The 15247-nt window shown below is 63.4% G+C and carries 12 protein-coding genes and 1 pseudogene; 5 read left to right on the top strand and 8 right to left on the bottom strand.

What is annotated here, in order from left to right; genetic code table 11:
* The 3 genes from NKJ26_RS31895 to NKJ26_RS31885 all read right to left on the bottom strand — a co-directional run.
* A partial coding sequence (locus tag NKJ26_RS31895) for a GIY-YIG nuclease family protein (protein ID WP_352699718.1) occupies positions 1 to 265 on the bottom strand: 265 nt, incomplete at its 3' end.
* 753 nt (positions 266 to 1018) lie between these two features.
* Complete coding sequence (locus NKJ26_RS31890) at positions 1019 to 2392, bottom strand: PleD family two-component system response regulator (protein ID WP_352599090.1); 1374 nt, start codon at positions 2390 to 2392, stop codon at positions 1019 to 1021.
* Between the two features lie 34 nt (positions 2393 to 2426).
* Positions 2427 to 2798, bottom strand: a complete 372-nt coding sequence (locus NKJ26_RS31885; protein ID WP_006334976.1) for a response regulator — start codon at positions 2796 to 2798, stop codon at positions 2427 to 2429.
* 242 nt (positions 2799 to 3040) lie between these two features.
* Here NKJ26_RS31885 and NKJ26_RS31880 point away from each other — a divergent pair, with 242 nt between their 5' ends.
* Together NKJ26_RS31880 and NKJ26_RS31875 are read left to right on the top strand one after the other, a co-directional pair.
* The gene (locus NKJ26_RS31880) at positions 3041 to 3340 is read left to right on the top strand and encodes a DUF3572 domain-containing protein (RefSeq protein ID WP_352699716.1); all 300 of its coding nucleotides are present in this window, start codon (positions 3041 to 3043) and stop codon (positions 3338 to 3340) included.
* Positions 3337 to 3990 carry a hypothetical protein gene (locus NKJ26_RS31875; protein WP_352599084.1) on the top strand — a complete coding sequence of 218 codons (654 nt, stop codon included), beginning with the start codon at positions 3337 to 3339 and terminating at the stop codon, positions 3988 to 3990. Before NKJ26_RS31880 ends, NKJ26_RS31875 begins: the two co-directional genes overlap by 4 nt.
* A 41-nt stretch (positions 3991 to 4031) precedes the next feature.
* Here the strand turns inward: NKJ26_RS31875 and NKJ26_RS31870 are convergent, their stop codons facing one another.
* Both NKJ26_RS31870 and NKJ26_RS31865 read right to left on the bottom strand, forming a co-directional pair.
* Positions 4032 to 5570, bottom strand: a complete 1539-nt coding sequence (locus NKJ26_RS31870) for a hypothetical protein (protein WP_352699714.1) — start codon at positions 5568 to 5570, stop codon at positions 4032 to 4034.
* Between the two features lie 84 nt (positions 5571 to 5654).
* Entirely contained in the window at positions 5655 to 6242 is a 588-nt protein-coding gene (locus NKJ26_RS31865) for a GNAT family N-acetyltransferase (RefSeq protein ID WP_352699712.1), read from the bottom strand.
* A gap of 65 nt (positions 6243 to 6307) precedes the next feature.
* Between NKJ26_RS31865 and NKJ26_RS31860 the strand changes: the two genes are divergently transcribed.
* Positions 6308 to 7636, top strand: coding sequence for a DNA polymerase IV (locus tag NKJ26_RS31860; protein WP_352699710.1), 1329 nt, complete (start codon positions 6308 to 6310; stop codon positions 7634 to 7636).
* An 11-nt stretch (positions 7637 to 7647) separates the two neighbouring features.
* Here NKJ26_RS31860 and NKJ26_RS31855 read toward each other — a convergent pair whose 3' ends face one another.
* The gene (locus NKJ26_RS31855; protein WP_352699708.1) at positions 7648 to 8154 is read right to left on the bottom strand and encodes a hypothetical protein; all 507 of its coding nucleotides are present in this window, start codon (positions 8152 to 8154) and stop codon (positions 7648 to 7650) included.
* A 180-nt stretch (positions 8155 to 8334) separates the two neighbouring features.
* Between NKJ26_RS31855 and NKJ26_RS31850 the strand changes: the two genes are divergently transcribed.
* Positions 8335 to 9216, top strand: a complete 882-nt coding sequence (locus NKJ26_RS31850) for a DMT family transporter (RefSeq protein ID WP_352699706.1) — start codon at positions 8335 to 8337, stop codon at positions 9214 to 9216.
* Between the two features lie 18 nt (positions 9217 to 9234).
* On the opposite strand, the gene dnaE is transcribed toward NKJ26_RS31850, so the two are convergent.
* Together dnaE and NKJ26_RS31840 are read right to left on the bottom strand one after the other, a co-directional pair.
* Entirely contained in the window at positions 9235 to 12729 is a 3495-nt protein-coding gene (gene dnaE / locus NKJ26_RS31845) for a DNA polymerase III subunit alpha (protein WP_352699704.1), read from the bottom strand.
* A gap of 154 nt (positions 12730 to 12883) precedes the next feature.
* Entirely contained in the window at positions 12884 to 14896 is a 2013-nt protein-coding gene (locus NKJ26_RS31840) for an acetyl-CoA carboxylase biotin carboxylase subunit (protein ID WP_352699702.1), read from the bottom strand.
* A gap of 198 nt (positions 14897 to 15094) precedes the next feature.
* Between NKJ26_RS31840 and NKJ26_RS31835 the strand changes: the two are divergent.
* A pseudogene (locus NKJ26_RS31835) lies at positions 15095 to 15247 on the top strand (S-(hydroxymethyl)glutathione dehydrogenase); the annotation flags it as partial.

Here is a 15247-nt window from a genome sequence, read left to right as displayed (position 1 = left end):
GTTCGAACCATTCCGGGTTGGTTTTCTCGATCAGTTCGATCTTCCACTGACGGGGCCAACGCTTCAGCGATTTCTCGCGTTGGATCGCATCGGTGATGTCAAAATATTCCTCGTACCAGACCAGCCGCTGCACGCCGTAGCGGCTGGTGAAACGGGAGCCTTGGCCGGACTTGTGCTCAGGCATGCGGCGGCCGAGATCGTTGGTGACGCCGATATAGATGGTGCCGCGCTTCTGACTCGCACTTATGTAGACATAGCCGGTCACGCCTCAACCATAACGGGCAATCGGAGCGCCGACTATCCTCATCCGCTGCATTTCTCGGCAGGCGTCGCGGCATGGATCCTAGGGTCTGCGCCGCGTCGCTTCGCTCCTTGCTCCGCCCTAGGATGACGACGGGCGTGGAGGGTCTGAGGCTAATCGCGAGCGTTGGAGCTTGGCATCAATGGCAGCCGGCACCTTCGAGATTAGCCGAAGCATCCCCTCACGTCGTCATCCTAGGGCGGAGCAAGGAGCGCAGCGACGCGGCGCAGACCCTAGGATCCATGCCGCGACTTCAGAGCGTTGCTGCGTTCAAGTTTCCCTTTCGCTGCATTCCTCGGCAATGCTGTGTTGCCTCACGAAAACCACGCGCGTCTCCGCCAGTCGCTGCTGTTCACGTCCCCGCAGGTGCTCGACAGGCGCGGAAAAAGCCCCGCATCTTCCGGGGCTTGGCACGGAATCCTGATCTCAGGTGAGACAAAGGGGGCCGGTCGGCGTTTGGCAGCGGTACGAGGAGGCCACTATGTGCCAGCGCCGGCCGGCCGACCCCACGGACCCAGGAGATGCGGCGGACCTGAGCATCATGGGGTATTCCAGAGATCGAGCCGGCGGTCTACCCTCGTGCCGGCTTCGTCTTGACCAGCACAGTTGCGCAAGAGCTTATGGAAATCAACACTTTCTTAACCAAGGCTCGCGAATCGCTTGGATTAAGGTAAACGGGTAATCCTAACGGCTGACCGGGTAATCGGGCCCGGGCGGTCACGCCGCCTTGGCGACGACGCGGTTGCGGCCGCCGCTCTTGGCTTCATAGAGCGCAAGGTCGGCGCGCTTCATCAGCGCCGCCACCGTATCCACCCCCTTCAGCACCGACGAGACGCCGACGCTGACGGTGACCTCGATCGCCTTGCCGTCAGGACCGATGGCAAACAGCGCCTGCGCGATTTCGGCGCGAATGCGTTCGGCCACCTTCTCGGCCACCGCGCCGTCGGTGTCCGGCATGACCACCACGAACTCCTCGCCGCCAAAGCGGCAGGCAAGGTCGATGCCGCGGACATTCTTGCGCAGCCGCCGCGCGAATTCCCGCAACACCTCGTCGCCGCCATCATGGCCATACGTGTCGTTGATCGACTTGAAGCGGTCGAGATCGGTGATCATCACGGACAGCGGCCGGCGCCGCGCAACTGCGCGGTCGAACAGCGTCTGCAAATGGCTGTCGAGATAGCGGCGGTTGTGCAATCCGGTCAGGCCGTCCGTCACCGCCATTTCGATGGTCTGCGTGACGCTGGCGCGCAGCTGGTCGTTGTAGCGCTTGCGGCGCACCTGGGTGCGCAGCCGCGCCGTCAGCTCCTGCTGGTCGATCGGCCGCATCAGATAGTCGTTGATGCCGAGTTCGAGGCCACGGATGATGCGCTCCTCCTCGCCCTCCTCCGCCAAAAGGATGATCGGCACGAAACGGGTGCGGTCCAGCGAGCGCAACTGCGAACACAGCCTGAGCGGATCGAAATCGGCAAAGGCGGTCGAGATCATCACGCATTCATACGGCGTCTCGGCGGCCTGGAAGAAGCCGGCATGCGGATCGCTGGTGACGTCGAGGTCGGCGCGGTCGCGCAGCATCTTCTGGATGCGTTCGACGGACGATTTGCGCTCGTCGATGAGGAGCACCTTCGGCGTCGTGTCCTCGGACGCGAAATTGCGGCTGAGCAGCTCTTCGATGCCGATGTTGCGCGTCGTCGAGGCGCGCAGCCGCAACTCGTCGGTCAGCGACTTCAGCCGAACCAGGCTCTTGACGCGCGTCATCAGCTGCAGATCGTTGACTGGCTTGGTCAGGAAATCGTCGGCGCCTGCCTCGAGCCCGCGCACCCGGTCGGAAACCTGGTCGAGCGCGGTGATCATCACCACGGGGATATGCGACGTTGCCGGATCGCTCTTCAGCCGCCGGCAGACCTCGAACCCGTCCATGTCGGGCATCATCACGTCGAGCAGCACGACGTCGACCTTGCCGTTCTCGCAGGTCTCGATCGCATCGGGGCCGTTGGTGGCGGTCAGCACCTCGAAATATTCGGCCAGCAGCCGCACTTCCAGCAGCCGCACATTGGCAGGGATGTCGTCGACGACGAGGATCCGCGCGGTCATTTCATAACGCTCCGGCTCGACTCAAAAAGGCACATCAGGCATCGCCCAAGTAGGATTTGATGGTTTCGATGAAACGCGGCACCGAGATCGGCTTCGAAATATAGGCCTCGCAACCGCCCTGGCGGATGCGCTCCTCATCGCCCTTCATCGCGAAGGCGGTCACCGCGATGACCGGGATGACGTGCAGATCGTCGTCCTCCTTCAGCCATTTGGTCACCTCCAGCCCCGACACTTCCGGCAGCTGGATGTCCATCAGGATGAGATCCGGCCGGTGCTGGCGCGCCAGGTCGAGCGCCTCCAGACCGTTGCGGGTGCGCACCGTCTCGTAACCGCTGGCTTCGATGAGGTCCCGAAAGAGCTTCATATTGAGCTCATTGTCCTCGACGATCATGACCTTCTTAGGCATCGATATCCCGTCCCGGCCGTCCTCCGCTCGAAGGTGGCCGTCATGCGCTTTTCCCTGGACGCACCAAACCCTGCTTCACTATACGGCAATATGATTGACGAAACGGAAACCCACGGCTGGAAAGTAGCACGAATTCCACCTTGTCCCGTGCGTCTGAAAGGCGCGCCGCGCTGTAATGGCTTGCCGCAACCAACTCTTGCCATTACTGCGGGAGAGACTCATTCCACATACCGAAGGTAATGATGGCAAACGCAGCGTCAATGCGCGAAGAGGCGGAAACCATTGCCGTCAAGGCACTGGGCTTCGTCGCCTCCGATCCGGAGCTGTTGCCGCGCTTCCTGGCGATCACGGGGATCGACGCGCATTCGATCCGCAAGGCTGCCGGAGAACCGGGGTTCCTGGCTGGCGTGCTGCAATTCATCCTCGCCCATGAGCCGACCTTGATGCGCTTCGCTGAGGACACCGGCACGCCGCCGGCTTCCGTCGGCAAGGCGTTGCGCGCGCTGCCGCTTGGCAATGACGACCATGAGCATTCGGTATGAGCGATGATCCCGAAACCGCGCGCCAGATCGAAGAACTGGCGGCCGACGACCGGCCATTGCTGGTGCTCGACGTCGACGACGTCGTGCTCGAGTTCATCCGCCCGTTCCCGCATTTCCTTAAGTCGCGCGGTTATGGCCTGACGCTGGCCTCCTTTCGCCTGACCGGCAATATCGCGGAAACGGCGAGCGGCCGCCTTATCGAGCAGCCAGAAGTCACGGCACTTCTGGGCGATTTCTTCGACGCGCAAGCCGATTGGCAGAGCATCACGGATGGTGCCGCGGACGCACTGTCAGGATTTGGCGGAGACGCGGAAATCATATTGCTCACGGCCATGCCGCACAGGCACCGTGCCGTTCGGCGCGTCCATCTCGACGCGCTCGGGCTGAACTACCCGCTTCTGACCACCGAAATGGCCAAGGGGCCGGCAGTGGCCCGGCTGCGCGGCAAGAGCGGTCGGCCGGTGGTCTTCGTCGACGATCAGCCGCACAATCTGGCATCGGTGCGGGAATCGGTCGCCGACGCCGATCTTTTCCACCTGATGGCCGACAATTCGCTGCGCGCATTCCTGCCGCCGGTGCCGGACGATGTCGTCGTCGTTCAGGACTGGCACGAAGCCGGGCCGAAGATCGCGAGCGCGCTGGGGCTATAAGCGCGTCAAGCTGACTTCCTTGTTCCCGTCACTTCCAGCCATCAAGGGTTCAGGTCCGCCCCCGACCCGCCACTGTCGTCCCCGCTGTCGTCGCTGTCGCCGTCACTGTCGTCGACGCTGTCGTCCACGGCTGGATCGGCCGGCTTCACCATGACGCCGTTGACCATGACCGAACCGTCGGGCTTGGCGTTGACGATCCATTCGATCCGGCCATCGGGCAGCGTCTTGCCGAAGCCCTTCACCATGAGAACGACGGGCACGTATTGCGCCACTTCCGGCTCGGATTTCGCCGCCGTCTGCAAGCCCTCGACCATCTTGTCGAAGCCGGTGACATCGACCGTCAGATTTGCGTCCGGCTTCTCGTCGGGGAAGGTCATCTCGCCTTCCAGCGCGATCTCCACATCCTTGTTCTTCACGGTGCTGTGGCCGATGACGAGCTTCGGCGTCTTGGCCATGAAATCGGCTTTGAGCTTGTCGCCGAAATCGGCCGACAGCGGCGGATCCTGATTGAGATCGAAAGCTTCGATCGCCTTCTTCGCCATGGTGTCGAGGTCGATGTTGGCGCCGCCGAAGTTGAGGTCAATATCGGTCGGCAGAAGCGCCACGCTCCAGCTTGGCACGAGCTGCTGCGGTATGGTCAGCGCTGACGCCTTGATGCCATAGTTGATCTTGCCGTTCTGGGCGACGCCGTCGGTACCGAACGCGGTGCTGAGCTGCGCCGCGCCGAAATTCCCGACCGGGCTCTCCACCACGAAATCCGTGAAGCCATAGGTGCCGTCGATGCGCTCCCACACCGGAAGCGCGGCGAGCAGGAGCGACTTGAGCTGCGCCTGGTTTGCCTTCAGCGTCGTCTCGTCCTCATTGGCCACTGCAAATGCGAGGAGATCGAGCAGCGGCTTTGTCCGCATGCCCTTGCCGCTGGCCTCCACCGACAGTTCAGGCGACCTGACGGTGACCGGGAATTTCAGTCCGCTCTCGGCATCGTCGAATTTGATCGCCTCGACGAAATTCGATATTTTTTGCGACATCGTGAAATCGACGCCGCCGGTCGCGGATTTCGTCGCGGCAATGGTCGCTGTGGCGGCACCGGCGCTGACATCCATCTGCTGCTTGGCGTCTTTCGACGCCATGGTCATGCCAGCCATGGAACTGCTGCCGCTGGTGAAAGCCGCGAGATTCGGATCGTAGACGCCGTTGCCCTTGCCGTCCTTGACCGAAAATTGCGTGCTTTGCAGCCCCTCTGGCCCGTTGAACTCGAAGGAGGCGCTTTGCGAAAAATCCATGGAGACATCCCAGGATCCGTCGCTGCGTGGCTTGACCAGCAGGGCGTAAGGCGCAAAGTCGAACTTCACCAGCTTCTGCTGGGGAAACATTCTGGCTAGAGTCTTGAAATCAAAAGCGATTTTGTAGGCACCGCCTTCCACCGAAACCTTGAGCACGCCTTTGTCGATCGCTTGCTTGCCGACATAGCGGGACAGGTCGTCGGACAATTGCTTCGCACCTTGGCTGTCGATCGTCTGGCCAAAGGCGGGCGCGCCGAACAGAAGCGCGAAAAAGGCAAATGGCAGGATACGGTTCACAGGAGTCTCCGTTTGGCCCGAAAAGGCAAAAATCACTTCGTGCTTTGGTAGGGAAATACCATCACACCCGCAAGACGACGACTGTCAAGCCGTCGGCTCCAGCACCAGCCGCATCAACGGCCGGCCCGCCTTGCGCTCTACGAGCCTCTCGAACCCGGCCTTCTCGAAAACCCGCGACGAGCCGACGAACAATCCGATCGATCGCGAATCGCGCGACAGGTCTATCGGGCAGGCCTCGAGTAACCGCGCGCCGTTGCTGCGCGCGAAATCGATGCCGCCCTCGACGAGGCGGTGTGTGATCCCCCTGCCCCGCGCCTTGGCGCGGATGAAAAAACAGGAGATCGCCCAGGCGGCCGGATCGCTGGCGTCGGCGGGGTCGATCGGTGCCGAGCCCCTGCCCTTGTTGTTCCATTCGGGCACGTCGGCGCGCGGCCCGATCTGCATCCAGCCGACCACCTTGCCGTCCTCGAATGCCAGCAGGCCAGGCGGCGGCCCGGCCTCGATGCGCGCCTTGATATGGTCCTTGTTGCGTTCGCGGCTGCTCGCGCGCCGCACCGCCGGCGCCAGCCGGAAATGCGTGCACCAGCAACCGTAGCAGGCGCCCTGCTTGCCGAAGAGGTCCTCGAAATCCGCCCACAGCGCGGGCGCCAGAGGCGCTATGGTCGTGCTCATAGGTTCTCCCCAGGCCAGCCTTGTCGCCGGCCTTGCGCTGTCGTAATATTGGTTTTGTTCTCCTTATGTTCGCACAAATGGCGGCTCCTGTCAATAGTCCCGATCATGGTTTTTGCCGCGACTGCCTGGCCTTTCAGCGCAGCCAGACGCGGCGCTGCGAGCGCTGCGGCAGCCCCCGGCTGGCGCGCCATCCCGAGCTTTACCGGCTGCATCTGGCCCACATCGACTGCGACGCCTTCTATGCGGCGATCGAAAAGCGCGACAACCCCGCGCTGAAGGACAAGCCGCTGATCATCGGCGGCGGCAAGCGCGGCGTCGTCTCCACGGCCTGCTACATCGCCCGCATAAAGGGCGTGCGTTCGGCGATGCCGATGTTCAAGGCGCTCGAAGCCTGTCCCGAAGCGGTGGTGATCCCGCCCAACATGGAGAAATATGTCCGCGTCGGCCGCGAGGTGCGCACCATGATGCAGGCGCTGACCCCGCTGGTCGAGCCGCTGTCGATCGACGAGGCGTTTCTCGATCTTGCCGGCACGGAACGGCTGCATGGCTTGCCGCCGGCCGTCGTGCTGGCCCGCTTCGCGCTGGCCGTCGAGAAGGAGATCGGCATCACCGTTTCGGCTGGCCTGTCCTATTGCAAGTTCCTCGCCAAGATCGCGTCCGATTTTCGCAAGCCGCGCGGCTTCTCGGTCATCGGCGAGGCCGAGGCGGTCGGCTTCCTTGCGGAGCAGCCGGTGACCATGATCTGGGGCGTCGGCAAGGCTTTCAACGCCACTCTGGAGCGCGATGGCATCCGCACCATCGGCCAGTTGCAGCAGATGGATCGTGGCGACCTGATGCGCCGCTACGGTACGATGGGCGAGCGGCTCTACCGCCTTTCGCGCGGCGAGGATGTGCGCCGCGTCGATCCCGACCAGGACGCCAAGAGCGTATCGGCCGAGACCACTTTCGACACCGACATCGCTTCGTTGGAAGAGCTGGTCGCGGTGCTGAGGGGCCTTTCGGAAAAGGTCTCGGCGCGGCTGAAGAAGTCCGGTATCGCCGGGCGTACCGTGGTGCTGAAGCTGAAGACCCAGGATTTCAAGCTGCGCACCCGCAACCGCCAGCTTGGCGATCCGACCCGCCTCGCCGATCGGATATTTCAGACCGGGGTGGAACTCCTGCGCAAGGAAACCGACGGAACGAAATACCGGCTGCTCGGCATCGGCGTCAGCGATCTTTCCGACGACGACAAGGCCGACCCGCCGGACCTTGTCGACATCCAGTCGCGCAAGCGCGCCATGGCCGAGGGCGCCATCGACGCCTTGCGCGACAAGTTCGGCCGCAAGGCGGTGGAAACCGGCTACACCTTCGGCAAGGGCCGCGACGCCCACCCGCCGGAGCCGCTGGAAGACTGACGCTGGATATCTCAGGTGCGCTGCAGGTCGATCCGGCTCGTCACCACGCTCTTGCCGGTTTCCGGATCGGTGTCGATGACGGTCAGCCGCATGCCGTTCTCGCCTCGTTTCTCGACCTTCATCTGCGCCTTTCGGTCGCCATTGACCTCCTTGGCCCAGCGGATGCCGAGATTGATCGCATTGCCCGAGCGAGTGCCGTTCAATTGTGCGGGGCCGGTGCGAGACCCGACATAAGTGCCGCTATACTTCGCTCCGGCAGCCCTCAGGTCCGCGCTGATGGCGCGCGTCACAACGATGAGCCCGCGGCAATTGCCGTCGAGCGACAATGAGGTCGACGTCGCGTTCGAGTTGAACGTACAGGACACACTCACCGTCGGCGCGTCGGTGGTCACCTTGACGATGCCCTTGCCGGTGAAATTGCCGTTGAACGACTGGAGAAATCTGGTCTCGTCGGCATGTGCCGTGCCTGCCGCGACCAACAGGCAGCCAGCAAGCGCAAATTGCTCGAATAATCTCATCGAAGCTCTCCCATTGATGTTGGATGGCAAGATGTCCCGCAAAGCACGATCGACGGAACTCAACGTCCCCTGCCGTGTCGGGTTCCGCCTCCGACATCACTGTTCTGCAAGCCCGGCTGGCCCAGAAGAATACGGCGGCTAGCGGTTGCGGCAAAAGCCACGGCCTGCGACATAGCGGGCATGTCACCTGCCCCCTCCATCCCCAAGGCAGCGTTCTGGATGGCGCTGTCGATTGCCTCGTTCCTGGCGATGTCGGTCGCCGGGCGCGCCACGACCGCCGAGCTCAACGTTTTCCAGGTGCTGGAACTGCGTTCGGTGATCGGCTTTTTCATCCTTCTGCCGCTGGTGATGATGAGCGGCGGCTTTGCAGCGATGCGCACGCGGCGCCCCCTTGCCCATATCGCCCGCAACGTCATCCACTATACCGGCCAGGCGGCCTGGCTTTACGCGCTGACGCTGATCCCGCTGGCGGTGCTGATCTCGATCGAATTCACCACGCCGATCTGGACGGCCATCCTGGCGATGATTTTTCTTGGCGAAAGGCTCAGCCGGCCGAAGCTTGCGGCAATCGCGCTCGGGCTGATCGGCGTGGTGATCATCGTCCGCCCCGGTGTCGGCGCGGCCGATCCGGGCCATCTCGTCGTGCTCGGTGCCGCGGTCTGCTTCGGCATCTCGGTGGTCATGGTCAAGTCGTTGACCCGCACGGACAGCGTCGTGCGCATCATCTTCTGGATGCTGATCGTCCAGTCGATACTCGGCCTCATCCCGGCGCTCTACGAATGGCGTGACCCGCCGCTCGAACTCTGGCCATGGATCCTGCTGATCGCCTTCACCGGCATGTCATCGCATTTCTGCATGGCCCGCGCGCTTGTCTATGCCGACGCGACCGTCATTTCGCCGATGGATTTCCTGCGCGTGCCTCTGTCGGCGCTGGTCGGCTGGCTGCTCTACCAGGAGCAGATCGATGCCTTCACCGCCGGCGGCGCGCTGCTGATCCTGATGGGCAATCTGCTCAACTTGCAGCGCAGGCCCGTCAAGCCAGCCGAAGTGGCGGCATCATAGCTCCGGTCGCGCCGGTGATCACACCAGCTCCACTTCGACCACGCCCGGCACGGCGCGCATCGCGGAAGCGATCTGTGGCGAGACGCGGTAGCCACCTTGCAAGGCAATCTCGACCTCGCCCTGCGCCTCCTCCTTGATGACGATGATGCTCACCTGGCTTTCGCCGCGCTGGGTAAGCTGGGATTGGATCACCGCGGCAGGTCCTTCGTTTCTGACGAAAATGCGCAGCGCCTTCTGGATGCGGCTCGCCTCGTCTTCCAGCGACTGCACCGAATTGATGCGCAGATTGACGCCCTCGGGCCTGTCCTCCGCCGCGACGGTGATGACGACGGAGCGGCCGGCTTCCAGCAGGTCACGATACTGCGCCAATCCTTCAGAAAACAGCACCGCCTCGTACTGGCCGGAGGTGTCGGAAAACGCCACCACGCCCATCTTGTTGCCGGTGCGCGTCTTGCGCTCCTGCTTGCTGGTCACGGTGCCGGCCAGGCGCCCGGCGGAGGCGCCCCGTTTGACGGCCGCCGAAAACTCGCCCCAGGTCTGTACCCGCATCTTCTGCAGTGCCGCCTTGTACTCGTCGAGCGGATGGGCGGAGAGGTAGAAGCCGACAACCTGGAATTCGCGGTGCAAGCGGTCAGCGACCAGCCAAGGGTCCGTCACCGGCAGATTGAGCGCCTGCGACTGCGCCCCGAGCGAGGCTCCGAAAATATCGGCCTGGCCGGAAACGGCATTCTGCTGCGCCAGTGACGCCAGCCCCATCATCCGTTCGACGCCAGCCATCATCGATGCACGGTCGTGACCGAAGCAATCGAGCGCGCCGGCCATGATCAGGCTTTCGAAGACGCGCTTGCCGACGATCTTGGGATCGACCCTTTCGCAGAAATCGGCGAGATTCTTGAACGGCTTTTCGCCCCGGACAGCAACGATATGCTCGACCGCCGCGTCGCCGACGCCCTTGAGCGCGGCCATCGAATAATAGATGCGGTTCTCACCCACCTCGAAGGCGCGAAAACTCGACATCACCGATGGCGCCACCACCTCGATGCCGAGGCGCAGCGCGTCCTGGCGGAAGTCGGCGAGCTTGTCGGTGTTGCCCATGTCGAGCGTCATCGACGCGGCCAGGAACTCCACCGGATAATGCGCCTTGAGATAGGCTGTCTGGTACGAGACGACGGCGTAGGCGGCGGCGTGCGACTTGTTGAAACCGTAGTCGGCGAACTTGGCCAGCAGATCGAAAATAAAGTCGGCTTGCGGCTTGGCGACGCCGCGTTCGACCGCGCCCGACACGAAGCGCTCGCGCTGCTTGTCCATTTCGGCGCGGATCTTCTTACCCATGGCGCGGCGCAGAAGATCGGCTTCGCCAAGCGAATAGCCGGACAGCTCCTGCGCGATCTGCATCACCTGTTCCTGGTAGACGATGACGCCTTGCGTCTCCTTCACCAGATGGTCGATCTTGGGATGGATCGACGCCATCTCCTCCTCGCCATGCTTTCTGGCGTTGTAGGTCGGGATATTCTCCATCGGGCCCGGCCGGTACAGCGCCACCAGCGCGATAATGTCCTCGATGCAGTCGGGCCGCATGCCGATCAGCGCCTTGCGCATGCCCGCGCTTTCCACCTGGAACACGCCGACCACCTCACCGCGCGACAGCATGGCGTAGGTCTCGGGATCGTCGAGCGGGATCGTCGCCAGGTCGATGTCGATGCCGCGGCGGCGGATCAGCTTGACCGCCGTATCCAGCACCGTCAGCGTCTTCAGGCCGAGGAAGTCGAACTTCACCAACCCGGCCTGCTCGACATATTTCATGTTGTACTGGGTGACCGGCATGTCCGAGCGCGGGTCGCGGTACATCGGCACCAGCTCCGACAGCGGCCGGTCGCCGATGACGATGCCGGCGGCATGCGTCGAAGCGTGGCGGTAGAGGCCTTCGAGCTTCTGCGCCATGTCGAGCAGCGTCTGGACGATCGGCTCTCTCTCGGCTTCTTCGGCAAAGCGCGGCTCATTGGCGATGGCGTCGGCGAGCTTGACCGGATTGGCCGGGTTCTGCGGCACCATCTTGGAGAGCTTGTCGACCTGGCCATAAGGCATCTGCAGCACGCGGCCGACGTCGCGCAGCACGGCGCGAGCCTGCAGCGTACCGAAGGTGATGATCTGGCCGACCTGGTCGCGGCCGTATTTCTGCTGGACGTAGCGGATCACCTCTTCGCGGCGGTCCTGGCAGAAATCGATGTCGAAGTCGGGCATCGAGACGCGATCGGGATTGAGAAATCGTTCGAACAGCAGGGAGAAGCGCAGCGGATCGATGTCTGTGATGGTCGTCGAATAAGCGACCAGCGAGCCCGCGCCCGACCCACGGCCAGGACCCACCGGTATGCCTTGCGCCTTGGCCCATTTGATGAAATCGGCAACGATCAGGAAGTAGCCGGGGAATTTCATCTTCTCGATGATGCCGAGTTCGAATTCGAGCCGCTCGCGATATTGCTCCACGGTGTAGCCCGGGGTCGGCCCATGCAGCGCAAGCCGCGCATCGAGCCCCTCGCGCGCCTGGCGGGCCAGTTCCGCGGCCTCGGCCTTTTCGGCGGCGTTCTTGTCGGCGGTGTCGCCACCGGTGAAGCGCGGCAGGATCGGGCTGCGGTTCTTTGGATAGTAGGAACAGCGCAGCGCGATCTCGACCGTGTTGTCGATCGCTTCCGGCAGGTCGGCGAACAGCCTGGCCATGTCGGCCTGGCTGCGCAGAAAATTGTCCGGCGACAGCCGGCGGCGGTTGTCGACGGCGACCACGGAGCCTTCGGCGATGGCGATCAGCGCGTCATGGGCTTCGTAGTCGTCGCGCGACGAGAAAAACGCCTCGTTGGTGGCGACCAGCGGCAGTTCATGGGCATAGGCAAGATCGACAGACGCGTGCTCGATCATCCGGTCGTAGCCCGCAACCCGCTCCAGCTCGACATAGAGCCGGTCGCCGAACATCGTCTTGAGGGTCAAAAGCCGCGCCTCGGCCAGATCACGGCGATCCTCCTTGAGCGCAATGCCGACCGGGCCGCGCGGCCCGCCGCTGAGGCAGATCAGCCCGTCACAATAGCCCGCCATCATGTCGGTGGTCAGGTGCACCGCCTCGCCGGGCGGCGTCTCGAGGTAGACGCGGCTGACCAGCCTGACCAGATTGGAATAGCCGGCTTCCGTCGCGGCGAGCAGGACGACCGGCCGCATATCCGGGCCTTGCCGCCGGCGGTCGCGCTGGCCGTCGCTGTTCTCGCCGGAAAAGGCAAGCGCGGCCTGGCAGCCGATGATCGGCTGGATGCCGTCCTTCACCGCCTTCTGCGCGAATTCCAGCGCGCCGAACAGATTGTTGGTGTCGGTGACCGCGATGGCTGGGGCTTCGTCCTTGACCGCGTGAGCCACCACCTTGGCGATCTGCAAGGCGCCCTCCAGCAGCGAATAGGCGGAATGCACGCGCAGATGGACGAAAGGCCGCGACGGCGCCTCCGGCCGCGCGGCCGCAATCGCTGCTTCGCGCATCAAGGGATCGCGTGGAAGTCTCTCATCCGCCATGGTTTTTCGCGCCGTCCGAAGGACTCAGTGTCGATGCAGATGTATTGTCCCGGACCGGGCGATACCAGTCCAGCACAAACGATCGCCAACCACAGGCTTGCGGCACCTTGCCCGGTTCGCTTCAGGCGAATTCCATGATCACGGCGTCCACGGCCAGGCTGTCGCCCGGCTGGGCGTTGAGTTTCGACACGACAAGATCGCGTTCGGCACGCAGCACGTTTTCCATCTTCATCGCCTCGACCACGGCCAGCGTCTCGCCGGCCTTGACCTCCTGGCCTTCCGCAACCGCGATCGACACGACGAGGCCGGGCATCGGGCAGAGCAGCAGCTTCGACGTATCCGGGGCCACTTTCTCCGGCATCAGCCGTTCAAGCTCGGCGGTGCGCGGCAGCATGGCGCGCGCGGTCACCGACATGCCTTTCCAGGCGATGCGAAGGCCATTGGCGACCGGCCGGATCTGCGCGGCGATCTTGCGTGTGCCGACCGTGCCGCGCCAGATCAGGTCGCCCGGCCGCCAGCCGGACGAAACGGTGAGCGCCTTGCCGCCGTCGATCGACAGATCGATTTCCATCGGGATCGAAATCATGCCTTCGATAATGGACGCCGACAGATAGTCCTCGCCGATCTTCACCACCCAGTCGCGCTTGAGCGCTCCCGAATGCGGCGCCAGGCGCCCGCCCAGCCGGTCGAGCCGGTCGCGGCGCAGCAATTCCACCGCGGCCGCGATCGACGCCAGCACGGCCTTTTCCTCGCCGTCCGGCACGATGGGCGCAAAACCGTCGGGATATTCCTCGGCGATGAACCCCGTCGATATCAGCCCTTCGCGCCATCGCGGATGCTGCATCAGTGCTGCCAGGAACGGAATGTTATGCTCGATGCCGTCGACGACAAAACTGTCGAGCGCTTCAGACATGGCGTCTATTGCCTCGAGCCGCGTCGGCGCCCAGGTGCACAGCTTGGCGAGCATCGGGTCGTAGAACATCGAAATCTCGGAGCCTTCGGTGACACCGGTGTCGTTGCGGATGACGATGTCGCCGAACTGTCCTTCCTCCGGCGGCCGGTAGCGCGTCAGCCGGCCGATCGACGGCAGGAAATTGCGGTACGGGTCCTCGGCATAGAGCCGGCTTTCCACCGCCCAGCCGTTCAGCTTGATGTCGCTCTGCTTGATGGCAAGCTTCTCACCGGCGGCGACGCGGATCATCTGTTCGACCAGGTCGATGCCGGTGACGAGCTCCGTCACCGGATGCTCGACCTGCAATCGTGTATTCATTTCAAGGAAATAGAAGTTTTTGTCGCTGTCGACGATGAATTCCACCGTGCCGGCGCTCTGGTAATCGACGGCCTTGGCCAGCGCCACGGACTGCTCGCCCATCGCCTTGCGCGTCCTGGCGTCAAGGAACGGGGACGGCGCCTCTTCGGCAACCTTCTGGTTGCGGCGCTGGATCGAGCATTCGCGCTCGCCGAGATAAAGCGCGTTGCCATGCCCATCGGCCAGCACCTGGATCTCGATGTGGCGGGGATCGACGACGAACTTCTCGATGAACAAACGGTCGTCGCCGAACGAACTCTTCGCTTCCGAGCGCGCCCGGTCGAAACCGTCGCGCACCTCCGACTGGCTCCAGGCGATGCGCATGCCCTTGCCGCCGCCGCCGGCCGAGGCCTTGATCATCACGGGATAGCCGATCTCGCCGGCGATCTTTTCGGCATGGTCCGCGTTCTCGATGACGCCCAGCCAGCCGGGCACGGTCGAGACCTTGGCCGCATTGGCGAACTTCTTCGATTCGATCTTGTCGCCCATCGCCTTGATCGCCTTGGGTTTCGGACCGATGAAGACGATGCCCTCGGCCTCCAGCGCTTCGCAGAAAGCGGCCCGCTCGGACAAGAACCCATAACCTGGATGCACGGCCTGGGCGCCTGTTGCCTTGCAGGCGGCGATGATCTTTTCAGGCACGAGATAGCTCTGCGCGGCGGGCGAAGGGCCGATATGCACCGCCTCGTCGGCCATTTCGACATGCACGGCATCGCGATCGGCATCGGAATAGACGGCGACCGAGGCAATGCCCATCCTGCGCACCGTCCGGATGACGCGGCAGGCGATCTCGCCGCGATTGGCGATCAGGATTTTCGTGAACATGCAGAAGTCATCCCTCGGGTCGGCAGTTCCTTTTATGACCTGTGCCGGCGCGGTCAAGCCGAGCGGGTGGATCACCACCTTTCAATCGATTGGGATTGGAATTCCCGGCATTGATCCAAGTTTGGAACCAGGTCGCTGTTGATCGGCAGCGCAAAACCTGAAACCGTGCGCAAAAATCGCCTTTGGAGGAACATCCTGATGAAAACCCGCGCCGCAGTCGCCTTCGCCGCCGGAAAGCCGCTCGAGATCGTGGAGGTCGACCTCGCCGGCCCGCGCGAGGGCGAGGTGCTGGTCGAGATCAAGGCGACCGGCATCTGCCACACCGACGAGTTCACGCTGTCGGGCGCCGAT

It is taken from the genome of Mesorhizobium sp. M0152, from assembly GCF_040322415.1.
In the GTDB taxonomy this organism is placed as follows: Bacteria; Pseudomonadota; Alphaproteobacteria; order Rhizobiales; family Rhizobiaceae; genus Mesorhizobium.
Note: the sequence above shows the minus strand (reverse complement) of the source record. Positions and strands in the feature narration are given on the sequence as shown.